General features: G+C 68.3%; 14 protein-coding genes and 1 pseudogene. 3 read left to right on the top strand and 12 right to left on the bottom strand.

All coding sequences use genetic code 11. The features are described from left to right. Nucleotides 1–144: 144 nt before the first annotated feature. The 3 genes from ACW17V_RS17985 to dapE form a co-directional block, all read right to left on the bottom strand. A complete protein-coding gene (locus ACW17V_RS17985; RefSeq protein ID WP_492106412.1) occupies nucleotides 145–723 on the bottom strand; it encodes an NAD(P)H-dependent oxidoreductase in 579 nt (192 codons plus the stop codon). A gap of 66 nt (nucleotides 724–789) precedes the next feature. Further along, complete coding sequence (locus ACW17V_RS17980; RefSeq protein ID WP_492108825.1) at nucleotides 790–1,710, bottom strand: glutaminase; 921 nt, start codon at nucleotides 1,708–1,710, stop codon at nucleotides 790–792. An 18-nt stretch (nucleotides 1,711–1,728) separates the two neighbouring features. Further along, nucleotides 1,729–2,892: a succinyl-diaminopimelate desuccinylase gene (gene dapE / locus ACW17V_RS17975; RefSeq protein WP_492106411.1), complete on the bottom strand. Its 1,164-nt coding sequence runs from the start codon at nucleotides 2,890–2,892 to the stop codon at nucleotides 1,729–1,731. 64 nt (nucleotides 2,893–2,956) lie between these two features. On the opposite strand from dapE, the gene ACW17V_RS17970 reads away from it, so the two are divergent. Together ACW17V_RS17970 and ACW17V_RS17965 are read left to right on the top strand one after the other, a co-directional pair. Further along, nucleotides 2,957–3,436: a cupin domain-containing protein gene (locus ACW17V_RS17970; RefSeq protein ID WP_492106410.1), complete on the top strand. Its 480-nt coding sequence runs from the start codon at nucleotides 2,957–2,959 to the stop codon at nucleotides 3,434–3,436. 71 nt (nucleotides 3,437–3,507) lie between these two features. Then, nucleotides 3,508–4,200, top strand: a complete 693-nt coding sequence (locus ACW17V_RS17965; RefSeq protein WP_492106409.1) for a VIT1/CCC1 transporter family protein — start codon at nucleotides 3,508–3,510, stop codon at nucleotides 4,198–4,200. Between the two features lie 23 nt (nucleotides 4,201–4,223). Here ACW17V_RS17965 and dapD read toward each other — a convergent pair whose 3' ends face one another. From dapD to ACW17V_RS17920, 9 genes and pseudogenes are all read right to left on the bottom strand, one after another. Next, nucleotides 4,224–5,069 (bottom strand): 2,3,4,5-tetrahydropyridine-2,6-dicarboxylate N-succinyltransferase, encoded by an 846-nt coding sequence (gene dapD, locus ACW17V_RS17960; protein WP_492106408.1) that lies wholly within the window; start codon nucleotides 5,067–5,069, stop codon nucleotides 4,224–4,226. Then, nucleotides 5,066–5,731 (bottom strand): pyrimidine 5'-nucleotidase, encoded by a 666-nt coding sequence (locus ACW17V_RS17955; RefSeq protein ID WP_492106407.1) that lies wholly within the window; start codon nucleotides 5,729–5,731, stop codon nucleotides 5,066–5,068. The genes dapD and ACW17V_RS17955 overlap by 4 nt, the downstream gene beginning before the upstream one ends. Further along, the gene (gene argB, locus ACW17V_RS17950; protein WP_492106406.1) at nucleotides 5,728–6,642 is read right to left on the bottom strand and encodes an acetylglutamate kinase; all 915 of its coding nucleotides are present in this window, start codon (nucleotides 6,640–6,642) and stop codon (nucleotides 5,728–5,730) included. The genes ACW17V_RS17955 and argB overlap by 4 nt, the downstream gene beginning before the upstream one ends. A gap of 70 nt (nucleotides 6,643–6,712) precedes the next feature. After that, entirely contained in the window at nucleotides 6,713–6,988 is a 276-nt protein-coding gene (locus tag ACW17V_RS17945; RefSeq protein ID WP_492106405.1) for a SemiSWEET family sugar transporter, read from the bottom strand. 2 nt (nucleotides 6,989–6,990) lie between these two features. Further along, nucleotides 6,991–7,455, bottom strand: coding sequence for a response regulator (locus ACW17V_RS17940; protein WP_492106404.1), 465 nt, complete (start codon nucleotides 7,453–7,455; stop codon nucleotides 6,991–6,993). An 18-nt stretch (nucleotides 7,456–7,473) separates the two neighbouring features. After that, a pseudogene (gene lovK, locus ACW17V_RS17935) lies at nucleotides 7,474–8,127 on the bottom strand (photosensory histidine protein kinase LovK); the annotation flags it as partial. A 234-nt stretch (nucleotides 8,128–8,361) separates the two neighbouring features. Next, entirely contained in the window at nucleotides 8,362–9,423 is a 1,062-nt protein-coding gene (locus ACW17V_RS17930; protein ID WP_492106403.1) for a sulfate ABC transporter substrate-binding protein, read from the bottom strand. A 29-nt stretch (nucleotides 9,424–9,452) separates the two neighbouring features. Next, nucleotides 9,453–10,985, bottom strand: a complete 1,533-nt coding sequence (locus tag ACW17V_RS17925; protein WP_492106402.1) for an OprO/OprP family phosphate-selective porin — start codon at nucleotides 10,983–10,985, stop codon at nucleotides 9,453–9,455. A gap of 317 nt (nucleotides 10,986–11,302) precedes the next feature. Further along, nucleotides 11,303–14,545 carry an autotransporter outer membrane beta-barrel domain-containing protein gene (locus tag ACW17V_RS17920; RefSeq protein WP_492106401.1) on the bottom strand — a complete coding sequence of 1,081 codons (3,243 nt, stop codon included), beginning with the start codon at nucleotides 14,543–14,545 and terminating at the stop codon, nucleotides 11,303–11,305. 179 nt (nucleotides 14,546–14,724) lie between these two features. Here ACW17V_RS17920 and ACW17V_RS17915 point away from each other — a divergent pair, with 179 nt between their 5' ends. Further along, on the top strand, nucleotides 14,725–16,131 hold the full coding sequence (locus ACW17V_RS17915; RefSeq protein WP_492106400.1) for a sensor histidine kinase: 1,407 nt from the start codon (nucleotides 14,725–14,727) through the stop codon (nucleotides 16,129–16,131). Nucleotides 16,132–16,144 lie beyond the last annotated feature (13 nt).

Below are 16,144 nucleotides of genomic sequence, written 5' to 3'. Positions count from 1 at the left end.
CGCCACCTCCCCCGCACGCTTCGCTACGGGGCAGGAGGGTGAGCTGCTCTTCTCCTGCCCCGCTTGCGGGGGAGGTGGCGCGGCGCGGATACGCGACGTGACGGAGGGGGCGTCCAGCGCTGGCAGCCCAACCGTCGCTCGGGACTAGACCCCCAGCCTGCCCAGCCGTCGCATGCGGCTCAGCCATTTCAGCCGCCCCCGGCCGCCGATCGCCTCGATCCCGCCGATCACGGTCTTTCGCACTGGCGACATCCCGGCCAGGCCCAGCATGCCCTTGTCCAGCGCCAGCAGGCCGTGGGAGCCGAACATCAGCCGGAAGGCGATGGCCGGCATGCCCATGGTCACGACCAGACGAACCGACCGGCCCTTGAGTTTCGGCACGGGCCCCCTGGGGCTTTCCGCCATGCCAAAGCCGGCGCGGAACACCTGCTCCAGCAGGGCCTTGAGCTTGGCCGGCGTCGCGCCCAGCCACAGGGGAAACAGCAGGACGATATGGTTCGCCCACAGGATGTCCCTCTGAATGTCGGCGATGTGGGCCGGCGGGGCGCTGTCGAACTCGGCCTGGCTGGTCAGGAACGGCGTCTCGATATCGCCCAGGTCGATACGGCGAACGGCGTGACCGGCCTCGTGGGCCGCCTCGGCATAGGCCGTGGCCAGGGCGGCGTCGAAGCGCTCGGGACGGGGATCTGGATGGCCCAGCAGGATCAGAATGCGTTTGGTCATGATGGCTCCTGAGAGGAGTCGTGCTCACGCCGGGCGGGCCGTCGCCTTGATCGGGGTCAACCCCGCCTACAGCACCGAGCAGTTGGTCAGCTGGGCGAAGGCCTCGAGCGCCGCTGTTCCGACCACGGAGGTTCCGAACCGGTCCAGCTCCGGCGACCAGACGCAGATCACCGCCTTGCCCGGGACCACGGCCACGATGCCGCCGCCGACGCCGCTCTTGGCGGGCAGGCCGACGCGATAGGCGAAGCTGCCGACGCTGTCATAGATGCCGCAGGTCAGCAGCAGGGCGTTCAGGCGCCGGGTCAGGCGGTCGGGGAAGATCGTCTCCTGGATCACCGGCGAGAAGCCGCCGGCCGCCAGGGGCAGCATGGCCCGCGCCAGCTGTCGGCAGCTCATGGTCAGGGCGCACTGGCGGCAATAGGCGGCGACCACGGCCTCGGGATCGTGGGTGATGGTGCCCTTGCCGCGCATCAGGTTGGCGATGGCGCGGTTCTGGTGGGCGGTGGCGAGCTCTGACGCCGCGACCGCCTCGTCGATCTCGACGGCCTCGTCGGCCAGCACGCTGGCGAAGCCGCGCACCAGGGCGGCGGGATCCCTGACCGTGTCCAGCAGATGGTCGGTGATCGCCAGGGCGCCGGCATTGATGAACGGGTTGCGGGGTACACCCGCCTCGGCCTCAAGCTGGGACAGGTGGTTGAACGGCGTGCCCGAGGGCTCCTTGCCGACCCGCCGCCAGACCTCGTCGCCAAAGCGGTTCAGGGCCAGGCCCAGGGCGAAGACCTTGGTGATGCTCTGGACGGAAAAGGGCTCGTCGGCGTCGCCGATCACGTGCTCGCCGCCGTCCAGGGTGCAGACGGCCATGCCGAATTTCGAGCCCGGCACGTCGGCCAGCTCGGGAATGTAGTCGGCCGGCCGGCCCTTGCCGAAATGCGGCTTCACCAGCACGGCCACCTCGGCCAGGACGTCGTCGATCGAGAACTCGTCCATGGCCGGCATGCTGGAACCTTAAGCCGCGAAGGCTTCGAAATAGCGCCGGATCAGGGCGGTGTAGGCGTCGGCCAGGTAGCGGATTTCCTGCACCGGAACCCGCTCGTCGACCTGGTGCATGGTCGAGCCGACCAGGCCGAACTCGACCACCGGGCACAGGCTGCGGATGAACCGCGCGTCGCTGGTGCCGCCGGTGGTCGACAGCTCCGGCACGCGGCCGGTAGCCTCGCCGACCGCCGCCACGATCACGTCGGTGAACGGGCCGGGCTCGGTCAGGAAGGCCTCTCCGCTGATCTTGCACAGGGCCTCGACGCGGCCGGAGAAGCCTTCTGCGGCCTCGCGGCACTCAGCCTCGATCCAGGCCTGCAGGTCCTGGCCCTTGTGGGCCGGATTGAAGCGGATGTTGATCCGCGCCTTGGCCGAGGCCGGGATGACATTGGTGGCGGTGTTGCCGACATCCACCGTGGTCACCTCCAGGTTCGAGGGCTGGAAGCCGGTATAGCCCTCGTCCAGCACCCGGCTCTGCAGGCGGCTCAGGATATCGATCAGCACCGGGATCGGATTGGCGGCGCGGTGGGGATAGGCCACGTGGCCCTGCACGCCGTCGACGGCGATCCAGGCATTGATGCTGCCGCGCCGGCCGATCTTGACCATGTCGCCCAGCACCCCGGCGCTGGTGGGTTCGCCGACGATGCAGTGGTCGATGATCTCGCCCTCGGCGGCCAGGGCCTGGACGACCTTGACGGTGCCGTCCTCGGCCACGCCCTCCTCGTCGCCGGTGATCAGGAAGCTGATCGACCCGGGATTGTCGGGCGTGTTGGCGACCGCCGAGACGAAGGCGGCGATAGCGCTCTTCATATCGACGGCGCCGCGGCCATAGAGCACGCCGTCCTTGATTTCCGCCTCGAACGGACCGGCGGTCCAGGCGGCGTCGTCGCCGACGGGCACGACGTCGGTGTGGCCGGCGAAGCAGAGGTTGGGGCGGGCGGTCCCGCGCCGGGCGTAGAGGTTCTCGATCTCGCCGAACTTCATCCGGCGGCAGGTGAAGCCCAGGGCGTCCAGCTGGCGCTCCAGCAGATCCATCGCGCCCTCGTCGGCCGGGGTCACGGACGGGCGGCGGATCAGGGCCTGGGCCAGTTCGACGGGATCGATGCTGACAGGTTCGGGCGCGGGGCTGGTCATGATGCTGGCTTTAGGCTTCCCTCCCGCCTGACGCAAACCACGCAAATCTCTTCCACGGATTCCGATGCCCAAGATCGATATCGACAAGGCCCCCACCCGCTTCGGCACGGCCTATCCGCCGCCCTATGACGCGCCTTGCCAGGGGCGGCAGCGGTGGAAGCTGGGCGACGCGGCGGGCCTGACCCAGTTCGGCGTCAACCTGATGCGTCTTCCGCCGGGCCAGTGGACCAGCCAGCGCCACTGGCACACGGCCGAGGACGAGTTCACCTGGGTGGTCGAGGGCGAAGTGGTCTTGGTCGGGAATGACGGCGAGACCATCCTGCGGGCCGGCGACTGCGCGGGCTTCAAGGCCGGCGTCGCCAACGGCCACCACATCCAGAACCGTTCGGACACGGTGGCGGTGTTGCTGGAGATCGGTACGCGAGCGCCGGAGACCGACGGCTGCGACTATCCCGATATCGACCTGATCCTGCGCGAGGGCGAGGAAGGCTACCGGCATCGCGACGGGACGCCCTATCAGGTCGAGGGCGGCCGCAAGCGTTAGTCGGACTTGACGCAGGTCAAGGTCAGGCGCGCCTGATGGGCCTCTGGCTATCGGCTCCCTGGAGATACCCCATGATCAGTCACCGCGAACGCCATCTGATCGAACGCGTCGGCTGGCTGCGGGCGGCCGTCCTGGGCGCCAATGATGGGATCGTTTCGACCGCAAGCCTGATCGTCGGCGTCGCCGCCGCCTCGCAGGGGCGGGGCGAGATCCTGGTGGTCGGGGTGGCGGGGCTGGTGGCCGGCGCCATGTCGATGGCCGCCGGCGAATATGTCTCGGTCAGCTCGCAGGCCGACACCGAACGCGCCGATCTGGCGCGGGAGAAGGCCGAGCTGGACACCCAGCCGGACTTCGAACTCGATGAACTGGCCGGCCTGTATGTGGCGCGCGGGGTTGAACCGGCGGTCGCCCGCGTTGTCGCCAGCCAGCTGATGGCCAAGGACGCCCTGGCCGCCCATGCCCGCGAGGAGCTGGGCATTTCCGAGATCACGACCGCCCGGCCCATTCAGGCGGCCCTGACCTCGGCCGCGACCTTCGCTACCGGCGCGGCCCTGCCCCTGGTCACGGCGATCGTCGTGCCGGCCAGCCTTATCGTCGTGACGGTGTCGGTCGCCTCGCTGCTGTTCCTGGCCCTGCTGGGCGGCGTCGGCGCGCGGGCGGGCGGCGCGCCCATCGTCAAGGCCGTGGTCCGGGTGACCTTCTGGGGCGCGATCGCCATGGCCCTGACGGCCGGCGTCGGCGCGGTGTTCGGGGTCTCGGCCTGACGGGGTCAGGCCGAGCGCTATGACTAGTCCCGCAGCAGCTCGTTGATGCTGGTCTTCGACCGCGTCTGGGCGTCCACCGTCTTGACGATCACGGCGCAGTAGAGGCCCGGGCCGCCGTTGGGGTCGGGCAGATTGCCGGGCACCACAACGCTGTAGGGCGGCACCTTGCCGATGTGGATCTGGCCGGTCTTGCGGTCGACGATCTTGGTCGAGGCGCTGATGAACACGCCCATCGACAGGACCGAGCCCTCGCCGACGATCACGCCTTCCACCACTTCGGAGCGGGCGCCGATGAAGCAGTCGTCCTCGATGATGGTCGGGTTGGCCTGCAGGGGCTCCAGCACGCCGCCGATGCCGACGCCGCCTGACAGGTGGACGCGCTTGCCGATCTGGGCGCACGAGCCGACCGTGACCCAGGTGTCGACCATGGTCGCTTCATCGACGAAGGCGCCGATGTTCACGAACGACGGCATCAGGATGACGTTGCGGCCGATGAAGGCGCCGCGACGGACGATGGAGCCGGGCACGGCGCGGAAGCCGGCGGCCTCGAAATTGGGGGCGTCCCAGCCGTCGAACTTGTTGGGCACCTTGTCCCACCACGGACCCACCGCGCCGCCCAGCGTGCCGGCGCGCATGACGGTGTTGGGGTTGAGGCGGAAGGAGAGCAGCACGGCCTTCTTCAGCCACTGGTGCGTGGTCCATTCGCCGTCGATCTTCTCCGACACGCGAACCTTGCCGGCGTCGACCAGCAGCAGGGCCTCCTCGACCGCCGTGCGGACGGGGCCGGTGGTGGCGGTGGAGACGCCGTCGCGGGCTTCCCAGGCGGCTTCGATCTCGGTCTGCAGATCAGAGAGGCTGACGGTGGTCATGGCAGGAGATCCTTCAGGCGCGCCGAGGTCAGGAACCCGGCGAGGTCGTGCGTGCGATGGTGGACGAAGTCGGCGGTCGAGGCGGCCGCGTGGGCGCCGACCAGCACGGTGGTCATGCCCAGCACGGCGGCCGGGGCGAGGTTCTTCTCGCTGTCTTCGAAGAAGGCGGTGACGGGCGAGGTCAGGGCGTGGCGCGAGACGATTTTCTCGAACGTCGCCATGGCCGGCTTGGGCAGATAGTCGGCCGTCTCGATGGCGAAGACGTCCTCGAACAGATGGTCCAGACCCAGATGGCCCAGCACCCGCTCGGCATGGCCCAGCGAACCGTTGGTGAAGATCAGCCGGCGGCCGGGCAGGGCGTCGATCGCCGACCGCAGGACGGGATCGGGGATCAGGCAATCCATCGAGACGTCATGCACCTCGTCGAGGAAGGCCTTGGGCGCCATGCCATGGTGCGCCATCAGCCCGGCCAGGGTGGTGCCGTGCTCGCGATAATACTTCTTCTGCAGCGCGCGCGCTTCCTCGCGCGGCAGCCCGGTCTCGCGCTCGACGAAATCGGTCATCCGGCCCTCGATCAGGGCCATGTACTCGCACTCGGCGGGGTACAGGGTGTTGTCGAGGTCGAAGAGCCAGGTCTCAACGTGGGAGAGGTCTGGAGTCATTTCGAGATCAGCGTGCCGGCGCCGTGCTCGCTGAACAGTTCCACCAGCATGGCGTGCGGACGGCGGCCATCCAGGATGACCACGGCCTCGACGCCCGACTCCACGGCGTGGATGGCGTTTTCCAGCTTGGGGATCATGCCGCCGCTGGCGACGCCGCTTTCGATCAGGCCGCGCGCCTCCTCGATGGTCATCTGACGGATCAGCTGGCCATTGGCGTCCAGCACGCCGGCGATGTCGGTCAGCATCAGCATGCGCTTGGCCTTCAGCGCGCCCGCCAGGGCGCCGGCGACGGTGTCGGCGTTGATGTTGAAGGTCTGGCCCGCCTCGGAGACGCCGATCGGGGCGATCACGGGGATGTAGTCGGTTTCCGACGACAGCAGGGCCTGGATGATGTGCGGGTCGACCTTGGTCGGCTCGCCCACGAAGCCCAGGTCGACGACCTGTTCGATATTGCTGTCAGGATCGCGCTTGGTGCGGGTCACCTTCTCGGCGGTGATCATCCGGGCGTCCTTGCCCGACAGGCCCACGCCCCGGACGTCGGCTTCCGCGCCGGCCAGGGTGATCCAGTTGGCGATTTCCTTGTTGATGGCGCCCGACAGCACCATCTCGGCCACTTCCATGGTCGCTTCGTCGGTGACGCGCAGGCCGTCGATGAAGGTCGACTTGACGCCGGCCCGCTCGAGCATGCGGCTGATCTGCGGACCGCCGCCGTGCACCACCACCGGATGGACGCCCAGCAGCTTGAGCAGCACGGCGTCGGCGGCGAACACCTTGGCCACGTCTTCCTGGCCCATGGCGTGACCGCCGTATTTGATCACCACCGTCTCGCGGTCATAGATCTGGATGTAGGGCAGGGCCTCGGCCAGGGTCTTGGCGGTGGCCCAGCCCGCTTCCTCGGCGGCGTCGGTCAAGGTTGCGGATCCTGTGCGAAAAGGGCGGGTCTCGATAGCGGACCCGGCCCCCCCTGTCACTTAAAAGAGGTCAGCTGGCCTTGCGGTCGAAGCGCCATTTCATCACCAGCACGCCCGACGACATGGCCAGGCAGGCGAGGTTAGAGGCCACCACCGGCCACGCCCCGATCAACACGCCGTACAGCGTCCAGCAGATGAAGCCGGCCACGGTGACCAGATAGGTGCGCAGGGACACCGAAGAGGCGTCGCGTTCCTTCCAGATCTTGACCATCTGGGGCGCGAAGCTGGTGATCGACAGCAGGGCCGCCGCCACCCCGACCGCCACGGCCGCGGGCGAAGCGGCCATGGTCAGCCGGCCTTGGGCATGTCGAAAAGACCCCACAGCGCCAGATAGTCCGGCGACAGGGTCAGGCCGATCGGCGGCGGGCCGGGGGCGCGGCCCTCGCGCATGCAGATGGTCAGATATTCCAGGGCGGTCTTCACGCCATAGCCGGAATAGGGCTTGCCGATCACCCCGCAGGCGCCGGCGAAGTCGGCGGGCAGACGCTTGACGTTGGCGGTCATGAACAGGGCCACGGCGCCGCAGTCGTCGTGAATGCGGCGCGCCACGTCCACGCCCGTCGGGCCGTCGCACAGGTGCACGTCCACCAGGGCCAGATCCGGCTGCAGGTCGTGGGCCAGGGTCATGGCCTCGTCCGAACTCATGGCGTGACCCACCGAACAGCAACCGGCTTCCTCCAGAAGGAATTCCAGCTCCGTGGCGAGGAGGACCTCGTCTTCGACAATCAGAACGCCGAGCGGTTGCTCGTTCATCACACATCCTCGCCCGTACTAGTGAGGCGCGCCGTTCACGGGCAAGTTGATCACAACGCGCGTACCTGGGGAGGCGTCGGTGGTCTGGCAATTCGCCTTCAGCTGCTGGCACAGCAGCTGGACGATCGTAAGTCCAAACCCGGACGACCTCGTTGAAGCCTCCACACCAACGCCGTCATCGGTGATTTCGATCCGGAACGCGTCGTCGATTCGACTGATGCCGACGAAGATTTGTCCCGGGCGGCCTTCGACAAAGGCGTGGCGCATGGCGTTGGACAGCAGTTCGCTGATCACCAGGGCCAGCGGGGCGGCCTTCGAGGCGGCCACGTCCACCCGTTCGAGGTCGAGGCTGAACTGGATATCATCGCGGCCCGACGAGCCGATCACGTCGGCCACCAGGTCGCGCACGAAGGCCGAGACGTCGAAGCGTTCGACATCGTCGCTCTGGAACAGGCGCCGGTGCACGGTGGCGATGGCGCTGACCCGCTCCAGCATGCCGCGCAGGGCCTGCTTCACGGCCGGATCGGCCACCCGTCGGTTCTGCAGCAGCAGCAGCGACGAGATGAGCTGCAGGTTGTTCTTGACCCGGTGATCCACCTCGTGAAGCAGCGCGGTCTTCTGCTCCAGCGCCTGGGTCAGCTCCTGGGTCCGCTCAGCGACCAGCTGTTCCAGTTCAAGCCGCCGAGCTTCGGAGGCATCGGTCATATGATCGGCCGAGTTGGCATTCAGTCCCCCGCAGCAACCCTCGACATCGCGCCTAACGCACCGGGATTGGCCTGGTTCCCGCCATGCCGGATGGTCCACACGACCCAGCATGCCCCAAAATGGGCGCGGCGTGAATCCGGCCCGGACTCACGCCGCGTACGCGGGACGGCAAAGGGGAGGATGAGCGTCCCGCGATGGCGGTTACCTGGGCCGGTAGATCTTGTCGAAGACGCCGCCGTCGGCGAAGTGCGTGGCCTGCGCCTTCTTCCAGCCGCCGAAGGTGTCGTCGATGGTGACCAGCTGCAGCTTCTTGAACTTCCCGGCATATTTGGTCGCCGCGCCGGCATTGCGCGGACGGTAGTGGTGCTTGCCGATCAGGTCCTGGGCGAGAGGGCTGTAGAGGAAGTTCAGATAGCCCTCGGCGGCCAGGCGGGTCTTGTGGCGGTCGACGTTCCTGTCGACGATCGCGACGGGCGGCTCGGCCAGGATCGACAGCGACGGATAGACGATGTCGAACTTGCCCGGCAGTTCTTCCTGCGCCAGGTAGGCCTCGTTTTCCCAGGACAGCAGAACATCGCCGATGCCGCGCTGGGTGAAGGTGGTGGTGGCCCCGCGCGCCCCGGTGTCGAGAATGGGCACGTTCTTGAACAGTTGCTCGACAAAGGCCTGGGCCTTGGCCGGGTTGCCGCCGGGCTGCTTCAGCGCCCAGGCCCAGGCGGCCAGATAGTTCCACCGCGCCCCGCCCGAGGTCTTGGGGTTGGGGGTGATGACGTCGATGCCCGGCTTCACCAAGTCGTTCCAGTCCCGGATCTTCCACGGGTTGCCCTTGCGGACCAGGAACACGATGGTCGAGGTGTAGGGCGTGGAGTTCTGCGGCAGGCGCGACTGCCAGTTGGCGGGCAGGAGCTTGGCCCTGGCGGCGATCTCGTCGATGTCATAGGCCAGGGCCAGGGTGACCACGTCGGCCTGCAGGCCGTCGATCACCGAGCGGGCCTGCTTTCCCGAACCGCCATGGCTCTGGTTGATGGTCAGGGTCTGGCCGACCTTTTCCTTCCAGTACCTCGCGTAGGCGGTGTTGATGTCCTTGTAGAGCCCGCGCGTCGGGTCATAGCTGACGTTGAGCAGGGTCAGCGGCCTGACCTGGGCCTGGGCCTGACCGGCCATCAGGGCCGGCGCGGCGAAGGCCGCCGCGCCGGCTGATGCTGCGCCAAGGACGCCCCGACGCGTAGGTCGACGGGTTGGTTTGTCGAAGCTACGGGTCATGGAGGAATCCTTGGCTTGGTGGGGTTGAGTTAGAATACGTACTGGGTTCGCAGGGACCAGATATCGAGATCCTGGCCGACCTGGGTTCCGGCGGCGGGGGTCGTGCCGGCGCCGAAGGCCGTGCCGCCCGGCGACAGGCGACGCACCTCGACATTGCGATAGGCGCCCGACACCATCACGACGTTGTTGAGATACCAGTTCAGGCCCAGCGAGATGATGTTCTGCTCGCCGCCGCGGATCGCGCCGGGCAGGGGCGGATTGCCCGGGCCGCCGGCCAGGTGGTTTAGGTCGAAGGTCGAGTAGCGGGCGGCCAGTTCGACCGCGCCCCACTGGGCCTTCTTGGGATTGAACGGCTTGGCCGGGCGGGGATTGTCGAAGCCGGCGGTGGCGGTGTTGTAGCGGCGCGGCTCGCCCGTCAGGGTCCAGCCGGCCTGGACGTACCAGCCGTCGAATTTCGGGTCGCTCAGGGCGCCGGTGCGACGCTCGACATCGATCTGGAAATACTCGGCCTGGGCGTACAGGTTCTTGTGCTGGGCGCCCAGTTCCAGGCCCAGGGCGGTGACGCCGTCGGCGTCGATATTGCCGGTGTCGATCAGGCGCGCGCTGTCGACCCGCAGCTCGGGACGATCACGCAGGCGGATATTGGTCACCGCGCCGCCCGTCGAGGCGACGTTCGGGCCCGAGGCGGCCGGGTCGATGATCAGGTTGGCGTTGGCGCCGACATGGATCAGCCAGTCCTTGCCCTTGAACGGCAGATAGGCCACGCGGCCGACAAAGCCGAGTTGCTCGTCATAGGTCTGGGTGGTGACGGTGTTGCCGGTGACGGCGGCCGAGACGTTCCAGCGCTCGCCGCTGGCCATCAGGCCCAGGCTTGCACGCCCGTCGCCGCCGGCCAGGCCGCGCACGGTTTCGGCGACCGAGGCGCGCTCGACGAACAGCGAGCCTGTGAAGCTGGAGGCATCCTCCATACTGGTGACAGGCGCGAAGATGCCCGCGCGAATCTTTACCGGATAGCCGCTGTATTGCAGCCAGGCCGACGAGATCCTGCCGGCCTCTTCGGTGGCCGAGCCGCCGAAATCATAGACCATGTTGTAGTCGAAGGCGCCGAAGACCTTGCCCTCGAGGCCGATGCGGGCCCGTCGAACATTCGTGCCGTCGCTCATGTCCCGGGCGCGGTCGTTCTCGGTGGCGTCGCCGAAGGAGCCCCGGCGGAAGTCCGTCGACAGGGGGCCCGCGTCGCGTTGGTCGTAGATCGCGGCGTCGGCTTGGAAGAAGCCGCGGACAGAAGCCGAGAAGGCGCCGTCGCCGGTGGCGAAGGTCGGGCGGCCGTTGGCGAGGCTGACCGTGGTGGCCGACTGGGCGGTGCGGACGTCCTTGACGTTGGGGGCGGTGGCGGCCTTCAGGTCGGCGATCTGGCCCGACAGGGCGGCCAGCTGGGCTTCGAGGGCGGCGATGCGGGCTTCGGCGTCCTGCGAGGTCTGGGCGTTGGCGGCGCCGGCCATGGTCAGGAACGAAACACCGGCGATCAGCGCGGTCCGCAGGGTGGTCTTGTTGGTCGTCATCGTATTCCCCTTCCGGCCCGCCTCGGCGGCCCGTCCTGCTTGAGCTAGGGAAAACGATTATTCCTAGCTCGTGAATAGAGATTAGAAAAGCCAGCCTTGAGAAAAACTGCAGGCGCGGCTCGGCCTTCCGGCGAAGCCCGGAAAAACTTCAGCCGACACAACGAGATATCGCTTAACGAGCCGTTATTCCTTCCGGGACAATTCGTCACAGTCCAGCTTGTCCGGGCGTCCAAAACGAAAAACCTCCCGCCGCGGGGTGCGCGACGGGAGGTCTGAATTCGACAGTCTGGCGCCCGGGCGGGCGCCTGGATGCAGGGTTAGAACATCGCCCGGCCGGAGAGGCGCAGGTTGTAGCGCTTCTGCTTCTTGGCCGCTTCGACGCCGCCTTCGAGGGCCAGATACGACATCGGCGTGCCGGCCTTGAGCGCGAAGCCCAGGGTCGCGGCGCCCTGCTTGTCGTCGAGCGCGGCCAGGGTGAAGGGGTTGCCGTTCTTGAACCGGGCGACGGTGTCGCCGGTTTCGCCGGCCAGGGTCTGGCGATAGCCGACCCGCACTTCCGGGCGCCACCAGACGTCCCTGCCGAAGTCGGCGCCGAAGGCGATGCCGAACTCGCCGCTCAGATTGCTGGAGGTGCGCTCCTCGACGGTCAGGTCGAAGCCGGAGCCGGCCCCGGTTTCCTCGCGCTCGCCCTCGCGCAGCCAGACATAGTCGACCCGGCCTTCAGGACGGACGAAGTAGCGGCCGAACTTCTGCTCATAGCCCGCGCCGGCGAAGGCGTTCAGGGTCGCGGCGTTCCAGTCGGCGCTGTTGGCCAGGATCAGGTCGGCCACGCCGTCGGCGTTGGCGTCCGGCGCGATGAAGCGGCGATCGCCAGTGAACCAGCCAAAGCCGCCGCCGCCGCCCGCGTTCAGGCGCCAGCCGCCGACCGACCGGCGCCAGTAGGCGCCGCCCTGTACGAACGAGGCGGTGGTCTGTTCGCCCACCTTGGCGACCGTGTCGTGTTCCTCGACGTTCACATAGGCCAGGGTCAGGCCCAGGGCGCCGCCCGCGTCGCCCATGGCCTCATAGCCGGCCACGAAGCCGAAGGCCTGGTTGTCCGAGCCCGCCGTGGGACCGGCGTCGCGGCGAACCAGCGAGTTGATTTCCTGGATCCACAGGCTGTCGGGGCCATAGCGGTCGCCCGGATCGGGCCGCACGGCCGTGGCGGCCGAAATCATCTGGTTGGCGGCCTGCAGCGAGGCGAACAGGCCCTCGCCCTGGTCGGGCAGCATCTGGTCGTACAGGCCCAGGAACCCGTCCTTGCCGTTCTGGGCCAGGAAGGCGGTCGACAGGTCTTTGTTGTCGCCCAGGGCGGCGAACACCGCGTCATAGGCGCCGGCCTGCGAGCGGCTCATGCCGATCTCGGCGGCCGTGCGGCGACGCACGTCGATATAGACGTTGTTGGTGTCGGCCCGGCTGGAGGCGACATACAGATAGGGCGAATCGGCCAGCAGGGCCTGACCGATCGAACCGACCGTCAGGCTGCCCGCCGAGATCACCGTGTAGGAGGTGGGCTGCTTGACCAGGCCCGTCAGGCGGATGCCCAGCTCGGCGCCGGTGGCGATGTTGGCCGCGCCGGAGACCTGAAGCCTGGTGTTGGTCCCGGCGGTCGGATCGGCGGTGAACAGGATCTTGCCGGTCGAGCCGATGTTGAGGCTGGTGGCGTTGATCGTCGCGGCGTTGGCGATACCCAGGCTGCCCTTGCCGACCGTGATCGACAGCAGGCCGTCGGTGTCGGTGATCGCGCCCAGCACCAGCGAGCCGTTGTCGACCACGAAGGTGTCCGCGCCGGCGCCGAACGAGATGTCGCCGATCACCGAGCCGTTCAGCACCCGGAAGGTGTCCGCGCCCGAGCCGAAGCGGACCGCGCCCAGCATCGAGGGCTCGTCGCCGTCGTCCACGCCGTCGCTGTCGGCGTCCGGATCGGCCACGCCGTCGGCGCCGTCGTCGCCATCGGTCAGGCCGGCCTGGACCAGGGTCACGCCGGTGGTGTTGCGGCTGACGTCGATGGCCACCGACTTGCCGGTCACCGTCTCGTTGCCGGGCAGCAGGTCGGTGTCGTCGGTGTCCTGGGCGTCATCGGTCGCGACCACCGAGGTCGAGATCTTGCCGTTGTTCTGGATATTGGTCAGCAGGCCCGAATAGTCGATGACGCCATAGGCGTTGCCCTTTTCGCCGCCGACGGTCGAGGTGATCGCCCCGTCGTTGCGGAAGGTGGTCATCGAAGCGCCGGCGTCGATGGCGACGGCCCGCGAATCGAAGGCGCCTTCCGACACGGTGAAGACCGACATCGAACCCTGGTTCCACAGGGTAGGCACGGTCGCGCCGGCCTTGAGCTGCACGCCCGTGGCGTTGGCTTCATAGGCGCTGGAGGCCACGGTCGAGGACAGCTTGACGCCGCCCGCCAGGGTGGTCGCTTGGCCGGCATTGCCGCCGATCTGGATGGCCGTGCCGGTGACGCCGTCATAGACGCCGCCGGCGCTGATCGCGCCGCGCACGACCAGGCCATAGGCGTTGTCGCCGGTCCCGACCGCGCCGAGGGTGACGGTGCGGGTGTCTGAGCCGATCAGCAGGGCCGGAGCCGCGCCATAGCTGGTCAGGGCCGCGGCGCCTTCGCTGGCGTCGGGGATGCCGTCGCCGTCTTCGTCGGCCTTGGTGGTGTCAGTGTCCCGGGGCGGAATGTCCAGCAGCACGCCGCCGGCCACATTGGCGGTGACGCGCACGGCCGAGCCGCCCTGCAGCAGGTCGTCGGCGTCCAGCTTGGCCCGATCGGTCAGCAGCGAGGGGCGGGTGGTGTAGCGATAGCCGGTGGCGGTGACGCCGCCCTGCACCACGAAGGCGCCGCCGACATCGGCGTCGACCGCGACGCCGACCGAGTTCTTGCCGATCACCGAGACGCCGCCATTGACGGTGACCTTGCCGGTCACGGGGGCGGCGACCTTGATGCCGGCGCCGTTGTCGCCCAGCAGTGTGATGGTGCCGTTGTTGGTGAAGTTGCCCGTCAGCGCGCTTTCCAGCGACACGCCGGCCGAGTTGTTACCCTCGATCGAGATGACGCCGTTGGTGTCATTGATGATGTCGCCGGTGAAGGCGCCCGGGCCCGTCAGGCGGATGCCATAGCGGTTGGAGCCGGTGGCGAAGGCGCCGTCGGTGTCGCCGTCGGAATCGGTGTCGGTGGGGGTGTAGTCTTCGTTGAGCGTGATGGCCGCGCCGTTGTTGACCGAGCCGGTCCTGCCCCCGAGGATCAGGATGCCGGTCGAGTCGTTGACCCCGACCGTGGCCAGGGTCCCCAGGCTGGTGACCTTGTTGTTGCTGTCCAGCGTGATCAGCGCCCCGGAGGTGGTCGGCTTGATGGAGCCGTCCGCCGTCACCCTCACGTCGTCGGCCGCGCCATTGTTGGCGGTCGACGTCGCGATCGGCGTGGTGCGGGCCGTCGTGACCGAGGTTTCAGCGTAAGCGCCAAACGCCAAAGCCAGGAGAGGAGCGGCTGCGACTGTCGCGACCAGGACCTTGCGCTGCATTACGAACAACCACCTCGGATAAGAACCCAGACCCTAACTTGCGTCACGTTGCGGCGAAATTGCGGTGAGCAACGCCAACGACACGCATTAGAGCGGCCAACCGTCTATCGCATGGCATGCCAGGGCGCCATATCTGGTTCGTCGAATCCCCTCAACGGCGAGAAACGAGGCGCTTGTTCATGTCGCCGGAGAAACACTCCGTTCCAATCGTCTCGCGGCTGCTTGGCGGCGCCGCCCTGCCGCTGATCGTCGGGCCCGCCGCGATTCTGACCCTGGCCGCCACCGGCGCGGCCCAGATGGGGCCAGCCCTCGTGGCCGCCCTGGCCACGGCGGCGGGCGGGCTCTACCTGAGCGCCAGGCACAAGGCCATTCAGGCCAGCAACCGCCCGGTCGCCACCCTGGCTCCCGTTCCGGAGCGCAGCGGACCGCCCTACGGCGTGATTCTGGAGCGTCTGCCTGACCCGCTGATGGTGATCGCCGCCGAGGAGGCCGATGATCTGACCGGCCGCCGGTTCGTGTTCGCCAACGCCGCCGCCCGTGAGCTTTTCCGCATCCAGCGCGAGGGAACCCTGCTGGTGACCGCCGTGCGCAACCCCCAGGTGCTGGAGGCGGTGGACGAGGCCCTGTTCGGCGGCATCGAGCGGGCGGTGGAATATGAGACCGGCGGAACCCAGGGCCGGTCATGGATCGCCTGGGCCCGGCCGCTCAGCGAAGGGCAAGGGGGATCACGCCTCGCGATGCTGGTGATGCGCGACGAGACCGACGCTCGCCGCAGCGAGCGCACCCGCGCCGACTTCCTGGCCAACGCCAGCCACGAACTGCGCACGCCGCTGGCCTCGCTGTCGGGCTTCATCGAGACCCTGCGCGGCCACGCCAAGGATGATCCCGGCGCCCGCGACAAGTTCCTGGGCATCATGCTGGCCCAGGCCGAGCGGATGTCACGTCTGATCGACGACCTGATGAGTCTGTCGCGGATCGAGCTGAACGAGCATATCGCCCCGCTGGGCCGGGTGGACCTGGCCATGGCCACGATCGACGTGATCGACGCCCTGGCGCCCCAGGCCAAGGAAAAGGCGGTCAGCTTCGACCCCGTCCTGCCGCCGCGCGGCGCGGCCGTGGTCGAGGGCGACCGCGACCAGATCATCCAGGTAATCCAGAACCTGGTCGACAACGCCATCAAATATACCCCGCGCGACGGCGTGGTGCGGGTCGAGATCTATCCGGGGCTGTCGGCCGATGCGGCGGCGACCCCGCGCGATCCGGCGGCGGCGCGGATGTCGCTGCTGACTCCGGATCATGCGGCCGGCGAGCGGTATGCGGTCCTGCGGGTGACCGACCGGGGGCCGGGCCTGGCGCGCGAGCACCTGCCGCGCCTGACCGAACGCTTCTACCGGGTCGAGGGGCAGAAGAGCGGCGATCGCTCTGGCACAGGCCTGGGCCTGGCCATCGTCAAGCACATCATGAACCGCCACCGCGGCGGCCTGACAGTCGAGAGCGTGCAGGGCGACGGCGCGACCTTCGGCGTCTATCTGCCCATGGCCAAGGCCGGGGCCGAGCGCAGCGTGGTCGTCGAGGCCCAGGCCTGAGGCCCGCCTCCCG

This window comes from Caulobacter sp. FV2ye17ST (assembly GCF_058680955.1).
Note: the sequence above shows the minus strand (reverse complement) of the source record. Positions and strands in the feature narration are given on the sequence as shown.

What these genes read in the sequence shown, in the direction of transcription:
- ACW17V_RS17985 (WP_492106412.1), bottom strand. Translation starts at nt 723, where the DNA reads ATGACCAAACGCATTCTGATCCTGCTGGGCCATCCAGATCCCCGTCCC.
- ACW17V_RS17980 (WP_492108825.1), bottom strand. Translation starts at nt 1,710, where the DNA reads ATGGACGAGTTCTCGATCGACGACGTCCTGGCCGAGGTGGCCGTGCTG.
- dapE (WP_492106411.1), bottom strand. Translation starts at nt 2,892, where the DNA reads ATGACCAGCCCCGCGCCCGAACCTGTCAGCATCGATCCCGTCGAACTG.
- ACW17V_RS17970 (WP_492106410.1), top strand. Translation starts at nt 2,957, where the DNA reads ATGCCCAAGATCGATATCGACAAGGCCCCCACCCGCTTCGGCACGGCC.
- ACW17V_RS17965 (WP_492106409.1), top strand. Translation starts at nt 3,508, where the DNA reads ATGATCAGTCACCGCGAACGCCATCTGATCGAACGCGTCGGCTGGCTG.
- dapD (WP_492106408.1), bottom strand. Translation starts at nt 5,069, where the DNA reads ATGACCACCGTCAGCCTCTCTGATCTGCAGACCGAGATCGAAGCCGCC.
- ACW17V_RS17955 (WP_492106407.1), bottom strand. Translation starts at nt 5,731, where the DNA reads ATGACTCCAGACCTCTCCCACGTTGAGACCTGGCTCTTCGACCTCGAC.
- ACW17V_RS17945 (WP_492106405.1), bottom strand. Translation starts at nt 6,988, where the DNA reads ATGGCCGCTTCGCCCGCGGCCGTGGCGGTCGGGGTGGCGGCGGCCCTG.
- ACW17V_RS17940 (WP_492106404.1), bottom strand. Translation starts at nt 7,455, where the DNA reads ATGAACGAGCAACCGCTCGGCGTTCTGATTGTCGAAGACGAGGTCCTC.
- ACW17V_RS17930 (WP_492106403.1), bottom strand. Translation starts at nt 9,423, where the DNA reads ATGACCCGTAGCTTCGACAAACCAACCCGTCGACCTACGCGTCGGGGC.
- ACW17V_RS17925 (WP_492106402.1), bottom strand. Translation starts at nt 10,985, where the DNA reads ATGACGACCAACAAGACCACCCTGCGGACCGCGCTGATCGCCGGTGTT.
- ACW17V_RS17920 (WP_492106401.1), bottom strand. Translation starts at nt 14,545, where the DNA reads ATGCAGCGCAAGGTCCTGGTCGCGACAGTCGCAGCCGCTCCTCTCCTG.
- ACW17V_RS17915 (WP_492106400.1), top strand. Translation starts at nt 14,725, where the DNA reads ATGTCGCCGGAGAAACACTCCGTTCCAATCGTCTCGCGGCTGCTTGGC.